Raw genomic sequence first — 24,428 nt, 5'->3', positions numbered from 1 at the left:
GCATAAGGAGGAAGACATGTCCGGATTCGGAAAAAAATATATTAAATACGTGATGCCATTTGCTGCTGTTCTGGGCCTTGCTGTCAGCCAGAATGTCCCGGCTGCATCTCCAGTCAGTGTCGTGGTGGCCTTTCCTGCCGGCGGTCCCGGCGATACGCTGGCCCGGGTCACGGGAAAGGAGCTCGAGAGTCAGCTTAAGAAAGCAGTGGTGGTGGAAAATAAACCGGGCGGCAATGGCGCCATTGCCGCCAGTACGGTCACTCGTGCAAAACCCGATGGCAATACGCTGTTTCTAAGCTCCACCGGTGCGATTGCTGTCAATCCGGCGCTCTACAAAAAGCTGATCTATGATCCGGCAAAGGATCTGCAACCGGTAGCACTGCTTGTTTCCACACCCGAAGTGCTGGTCGTGTCCAAAAAAAGCGGTATTACAAGTGTGAAAGAGTTGCTCGAAAAGGCCAGGACCAATCCCGACGGTATCTCGCTGTCCACGTCCGGGGTGGGCAGCATGCCTCATATGGCGATTGCCCAGTTTCGCATTGCCACCCAGGCCAATACGCTGATTGTGCCCTTTGGTGGCGCAGCGCCGGCGATTACCGCGACCATAGGCGGACAGGTTGATGGCTTCTTTGGCGATGTGTCGGGCCTGGTGCAGCACATCAAGCAGGGTAGCCTGGTGCCGATCGGCGTGGCGTCGGACAAGCGATCTGCAGCGTTGCCGCAGGTTCCTACTTTTGACGAACTGGGCATCAAAAATGTTCATGCGACCAACTGGTATGGTGTTTTTGCACCGGCCGGCACGCCTGACGAGAAAATAAAGGAACTGAACCTGGCTTATCGCGCGGTCATGAAAACACCCGCGGTCATGCAATACGTGAAAACCTCCGGGCTGGACACGGATGATCTGGAACCGGCACAATTTTCCTCACTGATTGATCAGGACACCAAAAAATGGGCTGATCTGATCAAGGCGGAAAATATCAAGACGAATCAATAGGGGCGATTACCAATATAGGTGACTGGCAATAAAGGTGATTGTGGCTATGCGGGTTTTAACGGTCAGTTTGCGCGACGGTGATCAGCCGGGCGCCAGCTCGAACTAGGATGGGTGCGGCTATAATGGCCCACCGATGCGCCAGTACGGCAATATGGTCGTACTGCTGCAGCAAACATGCATGTACGAGATGGCAAAATGGCGAGAAATATCGAAATCAAGGCGCGTATCGCGAGTATCAGCGACCTGGCGCAACAGGCGGCCACGATTGCAACCGAAGCACCTTGCGAAATTTTCCAGGATGATACGTTTTTCAAGTGCGATGAGGGTCGGCTAAAACTCAGGGAATTCGCAGATGGGACAGGACAGCTTATTTTTTATCGGCGCCCGGATGCGGCGGGGCCGAAAGAATCATTCTATATGTTGTCTGAAACAGCGACGCCTGAATCACTCAGAGAAGTATTATCACTGGCCTATAGCGTTATCGGTCGGGTCATCAAGCGACGTACGCTGTACATGGTAGGCAGGACGCGCGTTCATCTTGATCACGTGCAAGGGCTGGGCCAGTTCATGGAGCTTGAGGTTGTGCTTGAAGCCGGAGAGTCGACAGCCCGTGGCATGCAGCAAGCCGAATCATTGATGCAACAATTGGGAATCCGCAGTTCGCAACTCATCGAAGGGTCCTACTTCGATCTGTTGGCCCGCCGCACGCCTCTGTAATCTGATATGCCTGCCACGCGATGTGCCGTGGCATGACGTCGCATCAACGCAACTGTGGCAGATTTTCGGCTGCGGAGGGGGGCAGATCGTTATACGCCGGTATGCCGATACGTCCATATCCCGTAGGGTCAGAGTCCTATAAGCCTACACACCCATCGGCCCACACGCCCATAGGTGCACGCGGTTGCGGGTAAAAGCGGCTGTGCATGCACTGGTACGGGTGATAAACACGATTGCTCGGCAAACGACGACAATTGCTTGCTGAAAACGGCTTAGCGAAAGCGGCTTAGCGCAAACGGCGTCAGTTCATGGGCGCTCGCCTGGCCAGCCATGGCGCGCGCCAGCAGCCTGCCGGTATTTATGGAGCCGGTCAGCCCAAGATGGCCATGCCCGAACCCAGTCCACAGACCCGGCAAATCTGCGACAGGGCCGATGACCGGCAAAGAATCGGGCAGGCAGGGCCGATGGCCCAGCCAGGAGGTAAAGCCGCTGGTATCCAGGTTGTCCAGACCTGCCTGCGCGTGGTCCTTGAGCAGTAGCGCGCGCTGTTCGTTCATCGGCTTGCCGGTGCCGCCGAATTCAACTGTACCGGCGATGCGCAATTGGCCCTGCATCGGATTCATGAAGATCTTGCGATCGGCCAGCACCACAATGCGCGATAACGTGACACCCGGATGCGGCGCCTGCAGGTGGTAGCCGCGCTGGCTTTCCAGTGGTACCGACCGGTTCAGTGTCGCCAGCAGATCGCGCGAGCCCATTCCTGCACACACGACAACATGATCGGCCTGCCATGATTGTTCACCACTGTACAAATGCCACTTATCATTGCTGCGACGCAGGTTATTGATGCCTGCGTTGACAAATGCGACGCCCAGGTCTGTGTTCGCCCTGGCCAGGGCCTGCGAATACTGGAACGGGTCGCTGACCCACCCTTCGTCCGGTAGAAACCAGCCGCAGCGATAGGTGTCGCTGACTGCCGGTTCCAGTTCGGCAATGGCAGCGCGGTCCACCGACTGCATCGCCAGTCCGAAGTCGGCCTTGAGCTGCCAGGACGCCTTGTCCTTGTCGCGGCTGTTGGCGTCCGGGTACAGGTGTAATTGGCCTGTGGTTTTTATCAAATGGGCGCAGCCGATGTCATGGGCCAGTTCCGTGTGATGACGCACCGATTCCGTTAGCAAATCATGAAGGGCGGTTGCGATTTGCCGGACGCGTTCCGGCCGTGACGCCCCGATAAATCGAACAAACCAGGGCATCGCCGGCAACAGGTAAGCCAGCGGGACATGCAGCGCACTGGTGCTGTCCAGCAGCATGGAGGCTGCCTGCCTGATGACACCGGGCATGGCCAATGGCGCGACAGATCCTTCGGACAAGGCACCGGCATTGCCGAAAGAGCATTGTGATCCCGGGTCCTGCGCGTCAAATACAGTTACCTGCCATCCCGCCTTTCTGAGGGCGTGCGCGGTACACAAGCCGACAATGCCGGCGCCGATAATGGCAACTGAGTTGTTTTGCATGGACATGGATGCTTCTCGATCTGGCCTGATGATGGCGTCCATTGTAACGACTCAAACGCGGGTAGAATATGCTGATTGAGATAAACCGGCAAGGTCATGACGTTTTGCGCGGCAGGACCATTTCTGAAACAGGAGCATTATGCAGACGTTGCCCACTTATACTGATGTCGTTGCCGCAGCGGAACGTATCAAAGGTTACGCGCACCGCACGCCCGTTCTGCGTTCCAGGACCATTGACGCGCAGCTGGACGCCAGCTTGTATTTCAAATGTGAAAACCTGCAGCGCATTGGCGCCTTCAAGTTCCGTGGCGCATTCAATGCGATCGCGGCATTGAGCGAAGCGCAACAGCGCGCGGGGGTAATTGCGTTTTCTTCGGGCAACCACGCCCAGGGTGTGGCGCTGGCCGCTGCTGTGCTCAATGTCAAAGCCACCATCGTGATGCCGCTGGATGCGCCCGCCGCCAAGCTGGCAGCCACACGCGGTTATGGCGCGCAGGTGGTGCAATATGACCGCTACACCGAAGACCGGGCGGCCATTGCCACAAGTTTGGCACAGCAACACGGCTACACACTCATCCCGCCCTATGATCACCCCGATGTCATCGCCGGTCAGGGCACGGCCGCCATGGAACTGATACAGGAGACCGGACCGCTGGATCTGCTTTTTGTCTGCCTGGGTGGCGGCGGATTGTTGTCGGGCTCGGCCCTGGCGGCGCGGGCCCTTGCTCCGGAATGCCAAATCTATGGCGTGGAACCGCAAGCGGGTAATGATGGACAACTGTCCCTGCGCGCCGGCCATATCGTGCGCATTGATATGCCAAAAACCATTGCCGATGGCGCGCAGACGCAGTTTCTGGGTGACTACACGTTTCCCATCATTGAACGCGAAGTCGCCGATATCCTGACCGTTACTGATCAGGAGCTGATTCGTACGATGCGCTTTTATGCCGAGCGCATGAAAATGCTGGTCGAACCCACGGGCTGTCTGTCGCTGGCTGGCGCCTGCACTGTAAAAGAATTGGTGCGTGGCAAGCGTGTGGGCATTATTATCAGCGGCGGCAATGTGGACCTGGCCAATTTCTGCGCCCTGCTCGGCAGCGCCTCGGAGTGACGGAACGAAGCCTTGAAGATGCGCACAGCACAGTCGACCGCTAATACCCCTACGCAGTTGCCGGAGTGGCGGATGTTGATGGCAGGGCTTTGCGCCAGCCTGGTGGGCATCGGGCTGGCGCGCTTTGCCTACACACCATTGCTGCCGGCCATTATCAACGCACAATGGTTCTCTGCCTCCACCGCAGCCTATCTGGGGGCGGCCAATTTGGCAGGATATTTGGCCGGCGCGCTGCTGGGCGTTGGCATCGCCCGGCAGACCGGGACGCGTGCTGCCCTGCGGCTGATGATGGTCCTGGCGACGCTTGCTTTTTTTGCCTGTGCGCTGCCGGTATCGTTTATCTGGTTTTTTCTGTGGCGTTTTGTGTCGGGCGTCTCCGGTGGCGGCCTGATGGTGCTTGCTGCCACGTCCATCCTGCCTTTCGTGCTGCCCTCGCGTCGCGGGCTTGCCAGTGGCGTCATCTTTACCGGGGTGGGGTTGGGTGTGGCCGCATCGGGCACGCTGGTGCCGATGCTGCTGCAACTGGGCTTGACGCAAACATGGCTGGGACTGGGGTTGTTGTCTTTGTTATTGACGCTTCTGGCCTGGTCCAGCTGGCCACCGGCGGCGCCAGCAACAGCAACATCGACAACATCTACACCAGCAGCACCGATATCGACAACATCGACAGCTGCGTGTACATCCACATCTACATCAGTCTTGGCGCCGGTAACGGTTCCTGCCGAAGCTGCGCCGAACCTGAACCACCGAGCGGGCGATCCTGGCGACCCGATGGGTATGCAGGCTACGCCGTCGCCCATATCCGCTGGAGCTGGCAGTCGTGGCCTGTATGTGCTGTATCTTGTTTATGGTCTGAATGCGGTCGGACTGGTGGCGCACATGGTGTTTCTCGTGGATTATGTCGCGCGTGGGCTTGGCTGGGGCGTCAATACCGGGTCGTTTTTCTGGGTGATTTACGGTCTGGGGGCTGTGGCAGGACCCCTGTGCACCGGTGCGGTAGCCGATCGCATTGGCTATGGATTGACCCTGCGTGCGGCGTTGCTGCTGCAACTGCTTATGGTCAGTCTTCCGATCCTGAGCACCGCGCCCATTCTGCTGGGTATTTCCAGCTTTGCGGTGGGCGCATTCACGCCGGGCATCGTGCCGCTGGTTCTGGGGCGTCTGCGCGAGATGCTGCCGCATTCCCCGACGGAGCAAAAAACCGCCTGGAGCAGGGCGACAACCGCTTTTGCGCTTATGCAGGCGGCCGCTGCCTATGCCATGTCATTTGTGTTTGCGCATTCCAACGGCCAGTATTGGCTGCTTTTCATGCTGGCCGCGGCGGCTTTGGCCATTGCATTCGTGATGCTCATGCTGTCTCCCGGGCCAACAACGCAACGCTAAGCGCTTTTTCGTTCCTGGTCCTTGCCATGAGAGATTGCGCGCCCGGCCCATGACCAGGCGGCTTTGGCTTTGCCTTGTGCCTATACAGGGTCAGGCGAGGTGGGCGAGGGCGCTGCCGCTACCATTGCGTTGTCGCTGCACGATTGCCCTTGATGACGAGTGCAATCATGCGCCACCGGACCGCCCATCGCACCCGTCACTATTAGTCCGGCGCCCGCCGGCAGGGCAACCCTGGCGGGCCAATCACCCGGCCTGCATCCTTATGTCCGGTTCAGGGCCGTTGTTACACTTTTTAGGTCGTTTTCACTTGTCTATGTTATGCGCAAGAAATAGTGTTGCATAAATGCCAAATCATTGATTAATTATAAGAATTATTTCTGCTCGCGATATCCGGCTTGTCTAGTAAATTGCCCCAAAAATGGCAAAACTGTCATGGCCTTGTAAGACGGCATTAACCGGACTGTCACACATATTCCTTAATATGACGGCACTTGAACAGCAGCGGTCCGCTCTAACAGGCCGACTGCTGGCATTTGCTGCTTGCGGTCGGCCGTTTTTTCGATGTATCGATCCGGCGGTTGCAAAATACATAGAGGAATACGATGACTCAGGCAATCCGGGTTCAGAATCTGAACAAGACATTCGGCACCAGACAGGTCCTGCACGATCTGGAACTGAACGTGGCGCCTGGCGCGATGGTCGCGCTGATCGGCGCATCCGGCTCCGGCAAATCCACGTTGTTGCGTCATCTGGCCGGCCTGGCCACCGGTGATCGCCAGGTTGGTGGCGATATACAGATGCTGGGCCAGCAAATGCAGAAAGACGGCATATTGAACCGCAATGTTCGCCGGCTGCGTTCGGACATCGGTTATATCTTTCAGCAATTCAACCTGGTGGGGCGACTGTCAGTATTGAAGAACGTACTGCTGGGCAGTCTGGGGCGCATGTCGCGCGTACGCGGCGCACTCGGACTGTTCAACAAGGAAGAAGTGAACAACGCCTTGCGGGCACTGGAGCGGGTAGGCCTGCTTGAGTACGCTTATCGTCGCGCATCCACCCTGTCGGGCGGCCAGCAACAGCGCGTGGCCATTGCCCGCGCCCTGTGCCAGAAGGCTGAAATCATTCTGGCGGACGAACCCATCGCGTCACTGGATCCGGAATCGGCTCGCCGGGTCATGGAGACACTGGCAGACATCAATAAGCATGACGGGAAAACAGTCATTGTTACGCTGCATCAGGTGGATTACGCAGTGAAATATTGTCGCCATGCGGTAGCGCTCAAAGGCGGCAAGAAGTACTTCGACGGCCCCATCACTGGGCTGAGCAACGATTTTCTGAGCGATCTGTACGGTTCGGAAATAGGTACGGCACTTCTGTTCGGAGAACAGGAGGCACAGAAAACACCCGCCAGAGACCCGGCACGCCTGGTTCTGGCAGCAGCTTAAACATTATTTCATTAGGAATTTACATGTTCAAATCGACCATTCGCCGTCTTGGCATTTCCCTGTTCGCGCTGGGTATGAGTGCCGCAGCGGTTCAGGCCCAGGAATCCAAGGAACTCAATTTCGGCATTATCTCTACGGAATCTTCCCAGAACCTGAGAACCGTGTGGGAACCGTTTCTGGCCGATCTGTCCAAACAAACCGGCTACAAGGTAAAGGCTTTCTTTGCGCCCGACTATGCCGGCATTATCCAGGGCATGCGCTTTGATAAAGTCGACATCGCCTGGTACGGCAACAAATCGGCCATGGAAGCCGTGGATCGCGCCAATGGCGAAGTGATCTACCAGACGGTTGATAAAGACGGCAAACCTGGCTACTGGAGCCTGCTGATCGCCCATAAAGACAGCAAAATCAATTCAGTCAAGGACATGCTGGACAACGCCAAGACACTGAACTTCAGCAACGGCGATCCGAACTCCACGTCCGGTTATCTGGTGCCCGGCTATTATGTGTTTGCTGAAAACAATGTCGATGCCAACAAGATTTTCAAACGCTCGGTCAATGGCAGCCATGAAGTGAATGCACTGTCTGTGGCAAACAAACAGGTTGATGTCGCCACCTTCAATACCGAAGGCATGGAGCGTTTGAACAGGACCAGCCCCGACAAAGCAGCCCTGCTCAAGGTCATCTGGAAGTCCCCGCTGATTCCCGCCGATCCGATCGTATGGCGCAAAAATCTGCCGGACGACGTGAAGGCCAAACTCAAAACGTTCTTTGACAATTATGGCGACAAGCCAGAAGAGCTCAAAGTGCTCAACGGCCTGGCCTGGGGCAAGTTCAAGCCTTCAAGCAATGATCAGTTACTGCCTATCCGCCAACTGGAACTGTTCAAAAAACGTTCGCAAATTGCCGGCGACAGCAAACTGGATGAGCAAGATCGCAAAAAGCAGATCGCCAGCCTGGATGAACAGCTGAGCAAGATCTCTGCCCGCATGAAACAAATCGAAGGTAAAAACTCGTAATTTGAGTTGATCATGATGGCGGCCTGCGCTGCGTTTGCAGGTTGCCATAAACTGGAAATGAATATGTCTGTATTGACGACAAGCCCCAGCCCGATGTCCGGCGCACCGCCTGCGCAGCCGCCGCGCATGACATGGGCAAAGATGCTGGGATGGGGGCTGTTCCTGCTGTTTCTGGCCTGGGCCTGGAAGGGCGCTGAAATGAATCCGGTTCTGCTGTGGACCGATTCGGGCAACATGGCCACCTTTGCCGCGGACTTTTTCCCGCCCGATTTTTCTGAATGGCGCATGTATGTGCGCGAAATGCTGGTGACCATCCAGATTGCCGTCTGGGGTACCGTTCTGGCGATTATTTTTGGTATTCCACTTGGCATATTGTCTTCGTCCAATCTGGTGCCATGGTGGGTCTGCCAGCCGGTGCGTCGCCTGATGGATGCCCTGCGCTCTATCAATGAAATGGTATTTGCGATGTTGTTCGTGGTGGCCGTGGGCCTGGGACCCTTTGCCGGCACCCTGGCGCTGTTTCTTGGCACCACGGGTGTACTGGCCAAGTTGTTTGCAGAAGCCGTCGAGGCGATTGACCCGGGTCCCGTCGAAGGGGTGCGGGCCACCGGCGCGAGCGCTTTGCAAGAGGTGATATTCGGTGTGATTCCCCAGGTCATGCCCTTGTGGGTGTCGTACGCACTGTACCGGTTTGAATCGAATGTGCGCTCGGCCACCGTGGTGGGCATGGTTGGTGCCGGTGGTGTTGGCGTGTTATTGTGGGAGGCAATCCGGGGCTTTGCTTTCGGACAGACTGCAGCCATTTTGCTCATCATTATTCTTTGTGTGAGCGTGATCGACGTGGCCTCGCAGCGACTCAGAAAATTCTTCGTATGATGGAACAAGGCAGGCAACTGCCTTTTTAAAATGATGAACTTGTCTAGACAAGATGAACCGCTCTATCAGACACTGGCCTCCACTATCCGGGCTGAGTTGTCTATGTATAAACCGGGTGACCTGCTGCCTGGCGAGCTGCGACTGGCCGAGCGTTTTGATGTCAATCGCCATACCGTGCGGCGGGCGCTGGATTTGCTGGTGCAAGAGGGCAATATTATCCGGATCAAGGGCAAGGGCACCAAGGTGCTGACACGGCCGCTGCTGTATCCGGTGCAGGCCAAAACCGCCTACACCGATCAGTTTTCAACCATGGGTCACACCGCCAGGGCGCAATTGCTTAAAGTGTATCGCCGCCCCGCCAACCATGATGAACTGACGCAACTGGTCCTGGCACCGGGCAGCACCGTGCTTGAATACCGCACGCTGCGATTCATCGACAATGAACCGATCAGCGTCATGACGCACTTTTTTTCTTCCGGCTACGAAGCCTTGCTGCAAGACTACAAACGTGATTCCATGCGCCAGTATCTGAAAGAGCGCGGATGTGAGTTACAGCGGGCTTCCAGCGTGATCGGCGCCAGATTGCCCACCATTGACGAAGCCTCGCGTCTGCTGATCCCACAATCGGCGCCGGTGCTTACCGTTACCACCCTATCCAAAAACCAGCACGGTCATCCCGTGGAGTTGACATTTTCTGTCAGCCGCGCCGACCGTTTTCAATATCAGGTAGTTTTAAACGGAGAACACATATGAAAGCGGACTTTGCTCCGACCGAGCGACAACGCTGGATGCAGGTGCTCGCACGCGCAGGTGATGCGTTGGCTGGGTACGAATCCGAGCTTGGCGGTGTGCCTTATCAATGCATACGCAAGCCGGAAACCGGCATGGCCATGGTGCGGGGACGCACTGGCGGCACTGGACAGGCATTCAACCTGGGCGAGATGACGGTCACCCGTTGCGTCGTGCAACTGCAGGACGGTCGTGCCGGGTACAGCTACATTGCCGGACGCAACAAGCGTCATGCAGAGCTGGCTGCGCTGGCCGATGCCCTGCTGCTCGGGGACGAGAAAGCAAAACTCATGCAATCGGTGATCGAGCCGCTTGCGCGCAGTCAGCAACAGGCGCGTCTGGGCAGTCAGGCCCAGGTGGCCGCTTCCAAAGTTGACTTCTTTACCCTTCTTCGAGGAGAAAATGAATGACTGCTCCCGTTCTGGTTCCTGCGTTTGCAGACCCTGTCCTGAATGCGCAAATGAGTTTTCGCGCCGCGCTCAAGGCCATGTCTGAACCCGGCATGGTCGCCCAGGCCGATTTTGCCGATGCCCTGGATATCATGCATCCAGCCACCTTTTCCCTGGCGCTGACGCTGTTTGATGACGATACGCAAGTATGGCTCAGTCCGGCGCTCGATACGCCCATGGTTCGGGCCAACCTGGCGTTTCACTGTGCCTGCCCTGTGACCCACGATCCGCAGCAGGCCGACCTGGCCATCATTACGGCTGCCGAGGTTGACTATCTTGAGCAATTTCGTTGCGGCACCGATCGCGATCCGGAGCTGTCATGCACGGTGATCGTCCAGCTGGACAGCCTGGAAGGCGGGCGCCAGGTCGTGCTCGAAGGGCCGGGCATTGAATCACAGCGCGCCGTAACACTGCCGCTATGTGAGCAGTTCTGGTCGGCACGCAATCGGGTGACCGATTTCCCCAAGGGGCTGGATTTTTTCATGACCAGCCAGCGCCAGTTGATGGCTTTGCCACGCAGTACCGTGGCCAGCTTCCTATAGGAGAATACGATGTATGTTGCTGTAAAAGGCGGTGAAACCGCTATCGAAAATGCGCATCGATTGCTCGATCAGAAACGCCGCGGGGCGACCGACGTACCACCCTTGTCGCTGACCCAGATCGCGCAACAGATGCCGCTGGCCGTGGCCCGGGTGATGAGCGAAGGCTCGCTGTACGACCGAGAGCTGGCCGCGCTGGCCATCAAACAGTCTGCGGGCGATCTGCTGGAAGCGATATTTCTGTTGCGAGCCTATCGCACCACACTGAGTCGCTACTGTGTCAGTCGCCCCCTGCACACCGAGAGCATGCAGGTGGAACGACGCATTTCCGCTACTTACAAGGATTTGCCAGGCGGACAGCTGCTCGGACCGACCTTCGACTACACACACCGTCTGCTGGACTTTACCCTGCAGGCCGAAGGCGAACAGCCCCAGGCGCTGCAGCGGACTCAGGCCGGCGTAGACGGAGCCGCAGATGCGCAGCAGGCGACATTGCCCGGCGCGATGCCCCTGGGTGCAGATGCGCAGGCTGACGCCGCCATGCAAGAAGCAGGGCAGCACTTTCCACGCGTCTTGGGTCTGCTGGCGCAGGAAGGACTGATGCGCGAAGAAACGGACAGTGCCCAGCCGGTTCCCGATATTACCCGTGAGCCGCTCGATTTTCCAAGCAACCGGATGCAGCGCCTGCAGGCACTGGCCCGTGGCGATGAGGGGTTTCTGCTTGCGCTGGGCTATTCCACGCAGCGCGGCTATGGTCGCAACCACCCATTTGCCGGCGAGATCCGAATCGGCTTTACCGAAGTCTGGCTGGAACCCGAGGAACTGGATTTTGCCGTACCGGCCGGAGATATCGAAGTCACCGAATGTGAAATGGTCAATCAGTTTGTCGGCTCCAAGGACCAGCCTGCGCAATTTACGCGCGGCTACGGTCTGGCTTTTGGCTATAACGAGCGCAAGGTCATGGGCATGGCCCTGGTCGATCGCGCGCTGCGCGCGGCCGAGTATGACGAGGAGATTACTTCACCAGCGCAACAGGAAGAGTTCGTGCTGATGCATTGCGATAACGTTGAAGCGGCCGGCTTCGTATCACATCTGAAATTGCCGCACTATGTGGACTTCCAGGCTGAACTTGAGCTGATTCGCAAAATGAGAAAACGCGACGCGCAGGCCGAGCTCGACCAGCAACAGCAGCAGGAAACAGAAGCGGGACGGGTCCCGCCGCAGAAGGAGAAACGGGCATGAACGCCATAGCAGAACCCTATAATTTTGCCTATCTGGACGAACAGACCAAGCGCATGATTCGCCGTGCGTTGCTCAAGGCAGTGGCCATTCCCGGTTATCAGGTGCCTTTCGGCGGACGCGAGATGCCGCTGCCCTACGGCTGGGGTACCGGCGGCATGCAACTGACCGCCGCGATCCTGGGACGTGATGACGTACTGAAAGTGATCGACCAGGGCGCAGACGATACCACCAATGCCGTGTCCATACGCCGCTTTTTCTCGCGCACCGCAGGCGTTCGCACCACAGTGGATACGACCGAGGCAACTGTGATACAAACCCGTCACCGGATTCCCGAGACGGCATTGAGCAATGACCAGATCATGGTCTTCCAGGTGCCGATTCCCGAGCCGCTGCGTTTTATTGAACCGTCGGAAACCGAGACCAAAACCATGCATGCGCTGAACGATTACGGCGTCATGCATGTAAAGCTGTACGAAGACATTGCCCGCTACGGCCATATCGCTACCGCCTACGCCTATCCGGTGCTGGTAGCCGGACGATATGTGATGGACCCGTCGCCCATACCGAAGTTCGACAACCCCAAACTGAACCGCAGCGCCGCGCTCATGCTGTTTGGCGCGGGCCGTGAAAAGCGCCTGTACGCCGTGCCACCCTATACCGATGTGGCCAGCCTGGACTTTGAAGACCATCCATTCGAAGTTCAGAAATGGGAGCACAGTTGCGCCATTTGCGGATCCACGGATTCGTTCCTGGACGAGATTATTACAGATGACAAGGGCAGTCGGGAATTTGTCTGCTCTGATACAGACTACTGCGCGCAGCGCGTGGCACAAGCAGAGGTAACACAATGAGTGCATTGCAGGCAATCAACAATCAGGCGGGTCGTGCGGTACTGGACGAACTGGCCGGCGAACCGCTTTTTCAGGTATCGGACATTGGCCTTTTGTTTGGCCCGGACAAGGGATGCCAGGCGGTCAGCTTCGATTTGTATCCCGGCGAAGTGCTGGGCATCGTCGGCGAGTCGGGATCTGGCAAGTCTACCCTGCTCAATGTGCTTTCAGGCCGCAGCCAGCCCGATGCCGGGACAATTCACTATCGGCAGACCGATGGCGCGGTGACGGATCTGTACGCGTCCTCGGAGGCACAACGGCGCACCTTGCTGCGCACCGAGTGGGGATTTGTAGAACAGAACCCGCGCGATGGGCTGCGCATGACAGTGTCGGCCGGCGCCAACATCGGCGAGCGCCTGATGGCGCAAGGCGTACGCAATTATGGTGTGCTGCGCGGCGAATCGGAGCGCTGGTTGCGTCAGGTGGAAATTGACGAGTCGCGCATTGACGATCTGCCGCGCACTTTTTCCGGCGGCATGCAGCAACGGCTGCAGATCGCCCGCAATCTGGTCTCACATCCACGGCTGGTGTTCATGGACGAGCCGACTGGCGGGCTGGATGTCTCGGTGCAGGCACGCTTGCTGGATATGCTGCGTGCCCTGGTGCGCGACCTGGGTCTTGCCGTCGTGATTGTGACCCATGATCTGGCAGTGGCTCGGCTGCTTGCTGACCGCCTGATGGTGATGCGGCGCTCGCGCGTGGTCGAAAGCGGGCTGACCGATCAGATACTGGACGACCCACAGCATCCGTACACGCAACTGCTGGTCTCATCCGTATTGCAACCGTGATAGTACAGTTGCAATCAACGCATTCGGAGAAACAATGAATACCGTTCTGGAAGTAAATAATCTGTCCAAGACTTTCACACTGCATCAACAGCAGGGTGTGCAATTGCATGTGCTCGACGACATCAGCTTTTCAGTCAACGCCGGCGAGTGCGTGGTGCTGCACGGCCAGTCGGGTGCCGGAAAATCAACGCTGCTGCGTACGCTATATGGAAACTATCTGCCGGGCGCAGGCTCCATCCGCGTGCTGCACCGCGACAGCATGACCGAACTGGTCGGCACGGCGCCGCGCCAGATCATGCAGGTACGCCGGGAGACAATGGGCTACGTTAGCCAGTTCCTGCGCGTTATTCCGCGCGTCAACTGCCTGGATGTGGTCAGTGAACCGGCGCTGCTGCGCGGCTGGAGTGCGGAACAGGCCAGTGCGCGCGCCGCCGACCTGTTGACGCGCCTTAACATCCCGCAAAGGCTCTGGTCGCTCGCGCCCAATACCTTTTCTGGCGGCGAACAGCAGCGCGTGAATATCGCTCGGGGGTTCATGGTCAACTGGCCATTGATGCTGCTGGATGAACCGACGGCATCGCTGGATGAGGCAAATCGTCAGGTGGTGCTGGAAATGATTGGCGAGGCCAGGGCAGCCGGCTCGGCCCTGATCGGCATTTTTCATGACAAGGCGGCGCGCGAGGCAGTGGCAGATCGCAGCCTGGATATCGCGACCCGGGAGATGAAACATGTTGCGTGAAAGAGTGATCACAAATGCAAAGATCGTTACCGCCAGCGAGGTTATCAGGGGTACCGTGTCCCTGCGTGACGGACAGATCTACGATGTAAGCGAAGGCGGAAGCAGTCTGCCTGCCGCCGAAGACTGGCAGGGCGATTTTGTTATTCCGGGGCTGATCGAGCTGCATACCGACAACCTTGAAAAATACATGAACCCGCGTCCCGGCGTAGACTGGCCGTCGGAGAATGCGGTACTGGCGCACGACGCACAAATCATCGGCGCGGCTATCACGACGGTATTTGATGCGCTCTCTATTGGGGATGTGAACCCCAAAGGGCAACGCCTTTTGCAATTGCCCAAAATGGTGCAAGCCATTTCCCATGCTGCCGATCAGGGACACACGCGAGCCGAACACCGGCTGCATCTGCGTTGTGAGGTCAGTCATGAAAAAACCCTGGGTATCTTCGAAGACCTGGTGGGCAATGAACTGGTGCATCTGGTGTCGATCATGGATCATACGCCTGGTCAGCGTCAGTTCGTCAAGTACGAAAAATACCGCGAATACTATCAGGGCAAGTATCATCTGAACGATGCCGACATGGATGCCTTTATCGTGCTGCAAAAACAGAATGCCGATCGCTACAGCGAGCGCTATCGCCGTCGTATCGTGGATATCTGCCGCGAGCGCGGGCTGTCGCTTGCCAGCCATGATGACGCCACCAGCGAGCACGTGCACGAATCAGCCGGTTTTGGCATGACCATCGCCGAATTTCCCACGACTCATGAAGCGGCTGCGCTCAGCCACCAACTGGGCCTGAAAGTGCTGATGGGCGCACCCAACGTGGTGCGCGGCGGTTCTCACTCCGGTAACATCGCAGCAACCGATCTGGCGCGCAAAGGCGTACTGGATATTCTGTCCAGCGATTATTACCCGGCAAGCATGTTGCAGTCGGTGCGTATCCTGAGCCAGTCAGACCTGGGGATCAGCCTGCCGCAAGCAGTCAATATGGTCAGCCTGGCGCCGGCCCGGTCCGCCAATTTGCCGGACCGTGGCCAGATCAGCCCGGGACTTCGTGCCGATCTGGTGCAGGTCAAGGATACGGGCAGGCAATTTGTGGTGCAGCAGGTGCTGCGCGAAGGTCAACGGGTATTTTGATGTCGGGTCAGCTGGTTTACGTGATGGGGCCTTCCGGGTCGGGCAAAGACAGTCTGCTGCAACTGGCCGCCAGCCGCGCAGGATCGCAGTTGCGAGTGATGAAACGCTATATAACCCGCTCGGCTGAATCCGAGGGAGAAGACGCATTCTCCCTGTCGTCCGAAGCCTTCGCTGCGATGCAGGCGCGAGGCGAGTTCGCCTTGAGCTGGCGCGCCAACGGCCTGGCTTATGGTATCCCGATAGCGCTCGATAACCTACTTGCGCAGGGACATACCGTATTGGTCAACGGTTCCCGTGCCTATTGCGAGTCTGCAGTACAACGCTACGAATCTGTGCTGGTGGTGTTGGTGCAGGTGGATCCGCCATTGCTGCTGCAACGCCTGCTGCAGCGCGGTCGTGAAAGCCGCCAGGAGATTACCCAGCGGCTGGCGCGCAATACCGCGCTCGATACCGCATTCATGGACGGTCTGCGGGAACAGGGCGCGCGGTTAGTGGTGCTTGATAACTCCGGCGATCTGGACAGCGCCGTGACGCAGTTATTGCATACCATCGAACAGGCCACGATACTGGAGCGGCAATGAAATTGACTTTCCTGGGCACCGGCAATTCGGCGCAGATGCCTGTTTACAACTGCGATTGCGTGGCCTGCGCGCGGGCGCGCAGTGATGCTCGCCACGTGCGTCTGCCCTGCAGTGCGTTGCTGCAGGCCAATGACGGGCAATGGCTCATCGACAGTGGCCTGACGGATTTGACTACCCGCTTTGCACCCGGCACGCTGCAGGGCATCTTCCAGACGCACTATCATGCCGATCATGCCCAAGGCCTGCTGCACCTGCGCTGGGGCGTCAACTTGCGCATTGCCGTGTATGGTCCTGCGGATGAAGCCGGGTTTGCAGACCTGTATAAGCACCCAGGTATTCTGGATTTTTCTGAACCGTTTCAGGCGTTTGAAGAGCGGCCGTTTGCCGGTTTCAGCATCACCGCTTTGCCGTTGCAGCATTCCCGTCCGACCTACGGCTATCTTATCCGGCCCGATCAGGGCGGCAGCCTGGCCTACCTGACCGATACGCAAGGCCTGCCCGAACAGGTAGAGCGCTTTTTGCGCGCCGAACGTCCAGCTCATTGTGTGCTCGATTGCTCTTATCCGCCCCGACCGGAACCCGGACGTAATCACAACGATCTGAATCAGGCGCTGGCTATTCATGCCGCCATTGGCGCCGGGACCACCTGGCTGACCCACGCCGGTCATGACCTGGACCGGTACCTGATGGCTCATCCCGAGGCACTCCCCGGGGATGTGCGCCAGGCCTTTGATGGTGACCAGATCCAGCTATAAGTTGACGCCGGGCATGACGTGGATGGCGTTGGCGTTCGCTCCGATTGCCGAAGGGCACAGCGGTTGTCCTGCCTCATGGCAGACGGCCTGACCCTGCTCGTTGGCGCGGGCTGCGATATCTGCTGTTCTGACCCTTCCCGACATCCGGGCTACCCGTGCCATTGGGTCCTGGGCAATTTTTCTGAGATCGGTGACGCAAGACCAGCACATGTCCCGTGCTTTTTGATATTCGTTAAGGCGACTGTCAGCCAATATATATTAATATAAACGAGAAATATTCTCATTTACCTAATTATCTCATTGGTGGACATTCAAGTATGATCAAGAAAATCGCCCTGATCAGTGCCGGCATGGCGCTGGCTCTGTCGCTGTCTGCGCAGGCTGCCGAGTATCCTATCGGCAAACCCCATATGAAAAACGGCATGGAAATCGCTGCCGTCTACCTGCAGCCCATCACTATGGAACCGGCAGGCATGATGCGCGAGGCCAAGGATTCCGATATTCACCTTGAGGCAGATATTCACGCAACGGCTGACAACAAGAACGGGTTCGAAGAAGGTGCATGGATGCCCTACCTGGACATCAAATACAAGCTGGAAAAAGAAGGCGGCAAGGTTCAGGAAGGCCCGCTGATGCCCATGGTGGCCAACGATGGCGCGCACTATGGCGACAATGTGAAGCTGCAAGGTCCCGGAAAGTACAAGCTTACGTTCATTATTGGCTCACCCGAGTCCGGAAAAATGACCCACTTCGGTCATCATACCGACAAGGAAACCGGCGTCGAAGCGTTCTGGAAGCCATTTGAAGTCGAGTACGACTTCACGTATGCCGGTACAGGCAAAAAAGGCGGATATTGATCATGGTCAAACGCGCTCTGGCTGTTGCCGGTCTGGCGCTTTCCCTGACTCTGGCCCAGGCGTTGCTGGCGGCAAGCGCCTGGGCCGAGACGCCAACCTTTACCCTCACGTTCAAGGAAGGTGGCACGTTCGAGCCGCAGCGGCTTGAAGTACCCGCCGGTCGCTTCAAGATCAATCTCATCAATGAAAGCAAGGTGCCGGTTGAGTTCGAGAGCCTGCCGTTGCGTAAGGAAAAAGTGCTGGGGCCAGGCCTGTCCTCATTTCTGGTTTTCAAAATTTCCAAGCCCGGCGAATATCCATTTTTTGATGACTTCCATCAATCTGTAAAAGGTACGTTGGTGGTCAAGCCTGCCCAATAGTTCGACATTCACTCAAAAGGAATCCAATTGGATCAAGTGGCATTTATTGTCTGGCGTGAAAGCGTTGAAGCCCTGCTGGTGGTGGGTATTCTGTACACGTGGTTGCGAGCCTCTCCGGAAGGACGGCGTGGTATGCCATGGCTCTGGGGTGGGGTGGCTGCGGGACTGTTGCTGGCGGTCGCGCTGGCGCTGGTGTTCATGGGCGTGTCCACCTGGCTGTCCGATACAGGTCAGGAGTGGTTCCAGGCAATCATGGCGCTGGTCGCTTGCGGGCTGGTGGTGCAGATGGTCATGTGGATGAAAAAAAATGGTCCCACGCTCAAAAGCGAATTGGTCAGTGGCGCTTCGGCCAATCTCCAGCGTAACAACTGGTGGGGTCTGTTGGTTCTGGTCATGATTGCCGTGGCGCGAGAAGGCAGCGAGACCGTGGTTTTCCTGTGGGGCACGATACTGGCCGGCGCGCAACAGAATCAGGCATGGATGCTCGCCGCTGCGGGTGTCGGTGGTTTTCTGCTGGCGCTGCTTACGTTCTATATTTTGCAGTTGGGGGGCAAAGTCATTACTTGGCGTCGCTTCTTTCAAATCACCGAAATTTTGTTGCTGCTGCTGGCCGGCTCACTCCTGATGAACGGAATTGATCACCTGGTCTCGCTTGAAGCCATCCCGACGTGGGTGGATCCTGTGTGGGATACCGGTGCAGTACTCGATGACAGCAGCGGCATTGGCAAAGTCCTGGCCGATTTCGCCGGCTACCGGGCAATGCCATCGCTGATGCATGTGATTGTTTTTGCCCTGTACTGGCTTGCAATTGGGCTGTTGCATCGTTGGTCGCGGCCTGCAGCGACGCGACTGATGGTTGCTACGCATGGCTGACGTGTGTCGCCTCAGGCTGTGCATGCTGGGAAAATTCAGCTGTCCTGTGACGGCGGACCATGGCATCTAGCCGTTCCTGTCTTGTCCACAATAGTGGATTCGCTCTTCAAAGGTTTGCTCCATGAGCGCCATATTTCAATCATTCGCCTATCGGCTTTCGTCATTTTTGCGGGACCACAAAAAACTGCTTCGCAATATGCAGTGGTGCGTGGTCGGTGTTTATTTTTTTCTCATCCTTGTTCCCGCTGCGCTCCCCCTGCCGGGCAATTCTGCGCACATTTTTTCCAATCTGACCATTTTTGCCCAGTTTGCCTTCTGGGGTATCTGGTGGCCCTTTGTGCTCGTCTCCATGCCCCTGATGGGACGGGCATGGTGTGGGTGGTTCTGTCCTGAAGGCATGCTCAGCGAGTGGGCCAGCGAACATGGTCGGGGTCGTGCCATTCCCAAATGGATGCGCTGGGGTGGCTGGCCATTTGTTGCCTTTGCCCTGACAACGATTTACGGCCAACTGGTTAGCGTATACCAATATCCCTGGGCGGTGCTGGCTGTGCTGGGCGGCTCGACTGCAGCGGCCATGGTGGTCGGTTACTTGTACGGCCGTAATAAACGCGTCTGGTGCAAGTATTTGTGTCCGGTCAACGGGGTGTTCCAGCTATTGGCCAAACTGGCGCCCTGGCATTACAAGGTCAGTGAAGATGCCTGGCGCCATCCGGTTCGCCGCATCGAGAGAATCAATTGCGCGCCGCTGGTGCCCTTGCGGCACATGAAGGGGGCTGCCGACTGCCATATGTGCGGACGTTGCGCCGATTATCGTGGTGCGATTGCGCTTACCGCCCGCTCACCCGAGGAAGAAATCGTTGACGTGGCGCAAACCGGCGGCTGGCAGACGGCCCTGATCGTTTGGGGGCTGATGGGCATTGCCGTGGGCGCGTTCCTGTGGAGCGCCAGCCCCTGGTTTGTCAGCCTGAAACAGGCCATGGCCGAGTGGCTGGTCAACCGTGATGTCTTCTGGCCTCTGGAGCAGAACGCGCCCTGGTTCATTCTGACTCATTATCCGGAAGTCAATGATGTTTTCAGCTGGCTCGATGGTTTTACAATTGTGCTGTTCATTTTTGGTACTGCGCTGGTTACCGCAGGGGCGTTGTGGCTGAGCCTGCAATGCGTACAGAAAGTAGTGGGTGCAACATTTATCGGCGCAGTCGATACCGTTGCACAGGCGCTGATTCCGGCCGCTGGCGTCGGCGTCTTCCTGGGATTGTCCGCAACCACGATCACCCTGTTGCGTAATGATGGTATCGCCACCGGTTGGGCAGGCCCGGCCCGCCTGACATTGCTATTTCTTTCCCTGCTGTGGTCATTGCGCCTAGCCTGGAAAATTCTGCAACGGCATCAGGTGTCGCTGTGGCAGCGGGTCACCTGTATGCTGTTATTGGTGGCAGGTCTGGCGCCGTTCACCTATGCGTGGCTATTGTTCTTTGTGATCTGGTAAGAAGCGTGGGTGGTCAAACCGCGTCTGCATGGAGATACCGCCAGGAGTCGTCTATTCAAGCGCATCAATCGGTCGTAGGCGTATCAGGTCAGGCGTATCAGGCCACGAGTATAAAACCAGTAATATGCAGCGGGTCATGAATAGCCGGGTGGACCGCGTCAAGATACACATGCCAGATATACATGCCATGCTCAGCGATATATACTGAGGGCAAGTGTGATGGGGCGAGTATCCCAACGCCAGGTCTTGCACCTCGCGCTGGTCTTGTCGCGATCGCCGTCCTACAGCGTCTGGTCGTGCCCCTTCGTACTTTACACAGATGACGAGCGTGGGCCAGTTTGCTACTATGTGATGCTACTTAGTATTCTGATGGTAATTCATGAAAGAAACTCCTTCTGACTGGCTGGCTCTGGCCGGTTTGCAACTTTCTCCCTTCGCAACATTAATCGTCACCCTCGGGGTCATGCTGCTTTTGCTGGCGCTGTTGCATGGTGTCCTGCATTATGGCGTGTTGCGCATGCTGCGGGGCAGAATGCGAAACGACCGTTTTCTCTTCATCAAGCTTGTCGGTCACTCGTCCCTGTTTCGCTATGCTGCCATGCTGGTGCAAGGTTTGGCTCTTGGCTTGCTTACGCGCCTGTGGGTGCCGCCCAGCTCGGTCCATGAAGGCCTGCTTGGGTTCTCGCGCATCTGGATGCTGGTCTACACCATTCTGGCGTTTTTTGCATTCCTGGACATTGTGCTGGACTGGTGCTTTCGCAAACAGGTTGCCGTCCAGTTTCCGCTCAAGGGCATCGTCCAAAGCCTGAAAATCGTTGCATCCATTGCCTGCGTGATTTTCATTGTCTCGGTCCTGATCGGCCAGTCCCCGGTTATCCTGATCAGCGGTCTGGGCGCCATGACCGCCGTGCTCATGCTCATTTTCAAGGATCCGATACTGGGCCTGGTGGCCGGCATACAGTTGTCCGCCAATAATATGCTCAGTATCGGAGACTGGCTGGAAATGCCCAAATACAATGCCGATGGTGCCGTCATTGATATCGGGCTGACAACGGTCAAGGTGCGCAACTGGGATAATACGGTAACCACCGTCCCCACGTATTCACTCATTTCCGATTCCTTCAAGAATTGGCGGGCCATGTCCGAATCCGGGGGGCGTCGTATCAAGCGTGCCATCCTTATCGATGTCAACAGCATCAAGTTCATAACCGAAAGTCAAATGCAGCGCCTGACCAAAAGCCGGCTGCTGTCTCAATATATTCTGGACAAATCCCGGGAAGTAGAGGAATACAATCAGTCGCGCAGCGAAGACCTGTCGTCCGCGCTGAATGGTCGAAGGCTCACCAATATCGGCACTTTTCGGGCGTATCTGGAAGTCTATCTGCGCAATCATCCGCATATCCACCGGAATATGACCCTGCTGGTGCGCCAGATGGCTCCGGCGACAACGGGCGTCCCCATTGAAATCTATGCCTTTACGACAACCGTGGTCTGGGCAGAGTATGAGCGTATCCAGTCCGATCTGTTCGATCATATCTTCGCCGTGGTCGGCGAGTTCGATTTGCGCGTATTCCAGGAGCCCAGCGGGTATGATATGGCAGCACTCAAGCCGGCCATCGCTGGCAATGTGAATACCAACACCAATATCGATAACGACGACAACACAAACCGCAGCGCTTGAGCTGCATCACCCAATTCGTAAAGGAGACGTCATGGGTCCAACCCCGCATGAGCTGGCACTGCAGCTGCAGCAGCAATTTGATCATCGCGTGCATTTTTCAACATTGCTGGCCGAAGGCAGGACGCTAAGCCTGGAGCAGGCTTATGCGGTTCAGGAACAACTGGTCCAGATTCGCATGGCGCGTCACAATGCCCGGCTGGCCGGGTTGAAAATCGCCCTGAATACGCCTGCCGCCTGGAGCAAGCTTGGCCTGAGCGAACCTGTTTATGGCCAGTTGCTGGACGCGGCATTGCTGCCTTCCGATGCAGTATTGTCCATGAGTGACTACACACACATGAAATTCGAGTTTGAAGTGGCAGTGCGCATAGGCAGGGAGCTTTTTGGTGATGATTTAACAAGCGTGCAAGCGGCCGCTGACTGGATTGATGCCGTCGCGCCGGCGGTCGAGGTGCTCGACGATCGCTGCCCGGAAAAAACGCCACCCGATGCCCAGACGCTGGTGGCATGTAATGTCAATAATACGTCCGTTATTCTGGGGCAGTGGCAGTCCGCCGTATCCGATTTTGACCGGGACATCACCATCACCGCGCATGGCGCAGTGATCGAGCAGGGTAACGTGGCAGATATTGTCAGCCCACTGGAGTCTGTCTATTGGCTGGCCAAGGTCATGGCCAGACAGCAGCGCAGCATTCCTGCGGGCGCAGTGCTTATTACCGGTAACCTGATGACGGTGAGATTTCCCCGCGCAGGCGATCAGTTTACGTTTGAACTCGGAGGGTTGGGGTCGGTATCCTTTCGCTGTGAACCATAATGGCATCAGCATCGCCAGCCTTATTCAGAAATGATCACCGGGTGCTTCGGGTTTCCTGATCGGGCAGCAGCCAGTGACATGGCGCGTGTACTCAATGGCTTGACGAAACGCCGACGTATGACGCTTTATTGCCGGATGTTGTGCGCTGCGAGAGCCTAGAAAAATTTGATTCAGGGCGCGAATATTATGTTTTTTTGGCGCTCTTGGACTATTCGGTTTGATTGATTTGCTTCAAAATGGTGGTGGGTTTTCTACTTTGTCCTACTGTCAGTCTTACCGATGTATTTCAAAGATTTTGTCAATGGGCTGTCCGGACCATTCAGACTGAATTCAATGATGGCGGGTACAGATATCAACCTGCCGCGTTTTAATCAAATCCTGCCGCAAGTTCTGCCCAACGCCCAATTGCGTCCCGCCGCACAACAGACTCTTGCGTTCGGTGTCAATCTATCTGCATTTGCCTTGACCGCCAAGGCCAGTGTGGTCATGCTGCAGGCAAATCATGCCGATCTGATATTGGCGCCATCGGCGCTGGCCCCTACCGCCAGCAACAGCCAACGATGGTTTCTGTTATGTGCATGGGAGGCAGTAGAATTCACCGAAAATGCCAACAGCCGTACATTACAGCCAGGCGATCTGCTGCTTATTCACAGTTCCGGTGCGGCCAGCCTGCGTCCGCGAGTCAAGCTTGACTGTACCATCATTGCCTTGCAGGAGCCTTGTGTCGCACATTGGCAATCGCTGTTTCGGCAGGCCTGTAATCAGCACTTTTGCGCAGACAGCGGCTGGGCGCGATTGCTGTCGGTCTATTTGCGTGAATTGAATGAATCTTTCATGGAGCGGATCGCCACCGTACCGTCGGATCAGAGTGTCTGTCTGGACACGGTGCTTTCGCTGGCAGTCATGATGATGGGGCAGAGCGTACCACACGGTCTGGCGGGCCGGATACCCGATAGGCGACGCCAGGCCCGGCATAAGCTGTACACTGACATAACGCTGTGGCTCTACTTGAATTTCGGGGAAGCCAACCTGACAGGCAAAAAGGTGGCTCGGGAATTTCGTATTTCCGTGCGTACGCTGCATAAGCTGTTTCGTGAGTTCAATGATTCGGCCTCATTCGCGATTTTTCTGAACAATATCCGCATGTGGAACGCCAGAAACATGTTGCGCGATTCGCTGCTGGGGCATCTTAACGTGAGCGACATTGGCTGGCTTTGTGGATTTGCCGATCCTGCGCATTTTGGCAAGGTTTTCAAAAAACATCATTCGATCACGCCCGGGCAAATGCGTGATATCGCGCACAGCAATGATGGACCCCAGGCACCGTATTAAGTGCTGCTGTTCGCGACAGCAGCACTGGTCGCGTTCAACGCAGATTACGTTCAAGGC

At 56.9% G+C, this 24,428-nt stretch carries 25 protein-coding genes; 24 read left to right on the top strand and 1 reads right to left on the bottom strand.

The window, feature by feature from the left end:
- Positions 1–16: 16 nt before the first annotated feature.
- Entirely contained in the window at positions 17–997 is a 981-nt protein-coding gene (locus INT32_RS09195) for a tripartite tricarboxylate transporter substrate binding protein (protein ID WP_193088431.1), read from the top strand.
- Between the two features lie 195 nt (positions 998–1,192).
- A complete protein-coding gene (locus tag INT32_RS09190; protein WP_193088430.1) occupies positions 1,193–1,714 on the top strand; it encodes a class IV adenylate cyclase in 522 nt (173 codons plus the stop codon).
- 272 nt (positions 1,715–1,986) lie between these two features.
- Here INT32_RS09190 and INT32_RS09185 read toward each other — a convergent pair whose 3' ends face one another.
- A complete protein-coding gene (locus tag INT32_RS09185) occupies positions 1,987–3,228 on the bottom strand; it encodes an FAD-binding oxidoreductase (protein ID WP_226816816.1) in 1,242 nt (413 codons plus the stop codon).
- A gap of 139 nt (positions 3,229–3,367) precedes the next feature.
- Between INT32_RS09185 and INT32_RS09180 the strand changes: the two genes are divergently transcribed.
- The 22 genes from INT32_RS09180 (at position 3,368) to INT32_RS09070 (ending at position 24,371) form a co-directional block, all read left to right on the top strand.
- A complete protein-coding gene (locus INT32_RS09180) occupies positions 3,368–4,339 on the top strand; it encodes a threo-3-hydroxy-L-aspartate ammonia-lyase (protein WP_193088429.1) in 972 nt (323 codons plus the stop codon).
- A gap of 18 nt (positions 4,340–4,357) precedes the next feature.
- A complete protein-coding gene (locus INT32_RS09175) occupies positions 4,358–5,722 on the top strand; it encodes a YbfB/YjiJ family MFS transporter (protein ID WP_193088493.1) in 1,365 nt (454 codons plus the stop codon).
- 602 nt (positions 5,723–6,324) lie between these two features.
- Positions 6,325–7,167: a phosphonate ABC transporter ATP-binding protein gene (gene phnC, locus INT32_RS09170; protein ID WP_193088428.1), complete on the top strand. Its 843-nt coding sequence runs from the start codon at positions 6,325–6,327 to the stop codon at positions 7,165–7,167.
- Positions 7,168–7,190: 23 nt separating this feature from the next.
- On the top strand, positions 7,191–8,186 hold the full coding sequence (gene phnD, locus INT32_RS09165; protein WP_193088427.1) for a phosphonate ABC transporter substrate-binding protein: 996 nt from the start codon (positions 7,191–7,193) through the stop codon (positions 8,184–8,186).
- A gap of 57 nt (positions 8,187–8,243) precedes the next feature.
- Positions 8,244–9,062: a phosphonate ABC transporter, permease protein PhnE gene (phnE, locus tag INT32_RS09160; RefSeq protein ID WP_370540206.1), complete on the top strand. Its 819-nt coding sequence runs from the start codon at positions 8,244–8,246 to the stop codon at positions 9,060–9,062.
- A 39-nt stretch (positions 9,063–9,101) separates the two neighbouring features.
- On the top strand, positions 9,102–9,815 hold the full coding sequence (phnF, locus tag INT32_RS09155) for a phosphonate metabolism transcriptional regulator PhnF (protein ID WP_226816813.1): 714 nt from the start codon (positions 9,102–9,104) through the stop codon (positions 9,813–9,815).
- Complete coding sequence (gene phnG / locus INT32_RS09150; RefSeq protein WP_193088425.1) at positions 9,812–10,261, top strand: phosphonate C-P lyase system protein PhnG; 450 nt, start codon at positions 9,812–9,814, stop codon at positions 10,259–10,261. Before phnF ends, phnG begins: the two co-directional genes overlap by 4 nt.
- Positions 10,258–10,842: a phosphonate C-P lyase system protein PhnH gene (phnH, locus tag INT32_RS09145; RefSeq protein ID WP_193088424.1), complete on the top strand. Its 585-nt coding sequence runs from the start codon at positions 10,258–10,260 to the stop codon at positions 10,840–10,842. The genes phnG and phnH overlap by 4 nt, the downstream gene beginning before the upstream one ends.
- 9 nt (positions 10,843–10,851) lie before the next feature.
- Positions 10,852–12,081 carry a carbon-phosphorus lyase complex subunit PhnI gene (locus INT32_RS09140; protein ID WP_193088423.1) on the top strand — a complete coding sequence of 410 codons (1,230 nt, stop codon included), beginning with the start codon at positions 10,852–10,854 and terminating at the stop codon, positions 12,079–12,081.
- Positions 12,078–12,932, top strand: coding sequence for an alpha-D-ribose 1-methylphosphonate 5-phosphate C-P-lyase PhnJ (locus INT32_RS09135; RefSeq protein ID WP_193088422.1), 855 nt, complete (start codon positions 12,078–12,080; stop codon positions 12,930–12,932). Before INT32_RS09140 ends, INT32_RS09135 begins: the two co-directional genes overlap by 4 nt.
- Positions 12,929–13,759, top strand: a complete 831-nt coding sequence (phnK, locus tag INT32_RS09130; protein ID WP_193088421.1) for a phosphonate C-P lyase system protein PhnK — start codon at positions 12,929–12,931, stop codon at positions 13,757–13,759. Before INT32_RS09135 ends, phnK begins: the two co-directional genes overlap by 4 nt.
- Positions 13,760–13,793: 34 nt before the next feature.
- Positions 13,794–14,498, top strand: coding sequence for a phosphonate C-P lyase system protein PhnL (gene phnL, locus INT32_RS09125; RefSeq protein WP_193088420.1), 705 nt, complete (start codon positions 13,794–13,796; stop codon positions 14,496–14,498).
- The gene (locus INT32_RS09120) at positions 14,488–15,633 is read left to right on the top strand and encodes an alpha-D-ribose 1-methylphosphonate 5-triphosphate diphosphatase (RefSeq protein WP_193088419.1); all 1,146 of its coding nucleotides are present in this window, start codon (positions 14,488–14,490) and stop codon (positions 15,631–15,633) included. The genes phnL and INT32_RS09120 overlap by 11 nt, the downstream gene beginning before the upstream one ends.
- On the top strand, positions 15,633–16,214 hold the full coding sequence (gene phnN, locus INT32_RS09115; protein WP_193088418.1) for a phosphonate metabolism protein/1,5-bisphosphokinase (PRPP-forming) PhnN: 582 nt from the start codon (positions 15,633–15,635) through the stop codon (positions 16,212–16,214). Before INT32_RS09120 ends, phnN begins: the two co-directional genes overlap by 1 nt.
- Entirely contained in the window at positions 16,211–16,969 is a 759-nt protein-coding gene (gene phnP, locus INT32_RS09110; RefSeq protein ID WP_193088417.1) for a phosphonate metabolism protein PhnP, read from the top strand. Before phnN ends, phnP begins: the two co-directional genes overlap by 4 nt.
- A gap of 317 nt (positions 16,970–17,286) precedes the next feature.
- On the top strand, positions 17,287–17,826 hold the full coding sequence (locus INT32_RS09100) for an iron transporter (RefSeq protein WP_193088415.1): 540 nt from the start codon (positions 17,287–17,289) through the stop codon (positions 17,824–17,826).
- A 2-nt stretch (positions 17,827–17,828) separates the two neighbouring features.
- The gene (locus INT32_RS09095; protein ID WP_193088414.1) at positions 17,829–18,185 is read left to right on the top strand and encodes a cupredoxin domain-containing protein; all 357 of its coding nucleotides are present in this window, start codon (positions 17,829–17,831) and stop codon (positions 18,183–18,185) included.
- A gap of 27 nt (positions 18,186–18,212) precedes the next feature.
- Positions 18,213–19,058 (top strand): FTR1 family protein, encoded by an 846-nt coding sequence (locus INT32_RS09090; protein WP_193088413.1) that lies wholly within the window; start codon positions 18,213–18,215, stop codon positions 19,056–19,058.
- Positions 19,059–19,179: 121 nt separating this feature from the next.
- On the top strand, positions 19,180–20,547 hold the full coding sequence (locus INT32_RS09085; protein WP_193088412.1) for a 4Fe-4S binding protein: 1,368 nt from the start codon (positions 19,180–19,182) through the stop codon (positions 20,545–20,547).
- A gap of 379 nt (positions 20,548–20,926) precedes the next feature.
- Complete coding sequence (locus INT32_RS09080) at positions 20,927–22,228, top strand: mechanosensitive ion channel family protein (protein WP_193088411.1); 1,302 nt, start codon at positions 20,927–20,929, stop codon at positions 22,226–22,228.
- Positions 22,229–22,259: 31 nt separating this feature from the next.
- Complete coding sequence (locus INT32_RS09075) at positions 22,260–23,039, top strand: 2-keto-4-pentenoate hydratase (RefSeq protein WP_193088410.1); 780 nt, start codon at positions 22,260–22,262, stop codon at positions 23,037–23,039.
- A gap of 333 nt (positions 23,040–23,372) precedes the next feature.
- A complete protein-coding gene (locus INT32_RS09070) occupies positions 23,373–24,371 on the top strand; it encodes an AraC family transcriptional regulator (RefSeq protein ID WP_193088409.1) in 999 nt (332 codons plus the stop codon).
- The last annotated feature ends 57 nt before the right edge of the window (positions 24,372–24,428 follow it).

This window comes from Advenella sp. FME57 (assembly GCF_014897675.1).
GTDB lineage: Bacteria > Pseudomonadota > Gammaproteobacteria > Burkholderiales > Burkholderiaceae_B > Advenella.
This window is presented reverse-complemented; position numbering and strand designations above follow the sequence as displayed.

Bases quoted from the DNA above. Each gene is read 5' to 3' on its own strand.
- INT32_RS09135 (WP_193088422.1), top strand. From the start codon at position 12,078: ATGAACGCCATAGCAGAACCCTATAATTTTGCCTATCTGGACGAACAG.
- phnC (WP_193088428.1), top strand. From the start codon at position 6,325: ATGACTCAGGCAATCCGGGTTCAGAATCTGAACAAGACATTCGGCACC.
- phnL (WP_193088420.1), top strand. From the start codon at position 13,794: ATGAATACCGTTCTGGAAGTAAATAATCTGTCCAAGACTTTCACACTG.
- INT32_RS09190 (WP_193088430.1), top strand. From the start codon at position 1,193: ATGGCGAGAAATATCGAAATCAAGGCGCGTATCGCGAGTATCAGCGAC.
- INT32_RS09085 (WP_193088412.1), top strand. From the start codon at position 19,180: ATGAGCGCCATATTTCAATCATTCGCCTATCGGCTTTCGTCATTTTTG.
- INT32_RS09120 (WP_193088419.1), top strand. From the start codon at position 14,488: ATGTTGCGTGAAAGAGTGATCACAAATGCAAAGATCGTTACCGCCAGC.
- phnP (WP_193088417.1), top strand. From the start codon at position 16,211: ATGAAATTGACTTTCCTGGGCACCGGCAATTCGGCGCAGATGCCTGTT.
- phnD (WP_193088427.1), top strand. From the start codon at position 7,191: ATGTTCAAATCGACCATTCGCCGTCTTGGCATTTCCCTGTTCGCGCTG.
- INT32_RS09175 (WP_193088493.1), top strand. From the start codon at position 4,358: ATGCGCACAGCACAGTCGACCGCTAATACCCCTACGCAGTTGCCGGAG.
- phnN (WP_193088418.1), top strand. From the start codon at position 15,633: ATGTCGGGTCAGCTGGTTTACGTGATGGGGCCTTCCGGGTCGGGCAAA.
- INT32_RS09140 (WP_193088423.1), top strand. From the start codon at position 10,852: ATGTATGTTGCTGTAAAAGGCGGTGAAACCGCTATCGAAAATGCGCAT.
- INT32_RS09185 (WP_226816816.1), bottom strand. From the start codon at position 3,228: ATGCAAAACAACTCAGTTGCCATTATCGGCGCCGGCATTGTCGGCTTG.
- phnE (WP_370540206.1), top strand. From the start codon at position 8,244: ATGAATATGTCTGTATTGACGACAAGCCCCAGCCCGATGTCCGGCGCA.
- INT32_RS09075 (WP_193088410.1), top strand. From the start codon at position 22,260: ATGGGTCCAACCCCGCATGAGCTGGCACTGCAGCTGCAGCAGCAATTT.
- INT32_RS09070 (WP_193088409.1), top strand. From the start codon at position 23,373: ATGATGGCGGGTACAGATATCAACCTGCCGCGTTTTAATCAAATCCTG.
- phnG (WP_193088425.1), top strand. From the start codon at position 9,812: ATGAAAGCGGACTTTGCTCCGACCGAGCGACAACGCTGGATGCAGGTG.
- INT32_RS09180 (WP_193088429.1), top strand. From the start codon at position 3,368: ATGCAGACGTTGCCCACTTATACTGATGTCGTTGCCGCAGCGGAACGT.
- phnH (WP_193088424.1), top strand. From the start codon at position 10,258: ATGACTGCTCCCGTTCTGGTTCCTGCGTTTGCAGACCCTGTCCTGAAT.
- phnK (WP_193088421.1), top strand. From the start codon at position 12,929: ATGAGTGCATTGCAGGCAATCAACAATCAGGCGGGTCGTGCGGTACTG.
- INT32_RS09100 (WP_193088415.1), top strand. From the start codon at position 17,287: ATGATCAAGAAAATCGCCCTGATCAGTGCCGGCATGGCGCTGGCTCTG.
- INT32_RS09195 (WP_193088431.1), top strand. From the start codon at position 17: ATGTCCGGATTCGGAAAAAAATATATTAAATACGTGATGCCATTTGCT.
- INT32_RS09095 (WP_193088414.1), top strand. From the start codon at position 17,829: ATGGTCAAACGCGCTCTGGCTGTTGCCGGTCTGGCGCTTTCCCTGACT.
- INT32_RS09080 (WP_193088411.1), top strand. From the start codon at position 20,927: ATGAAAGAAACTCCTTCTGACTGGCTGGCTCTGGCCGGTTTGCAACTT.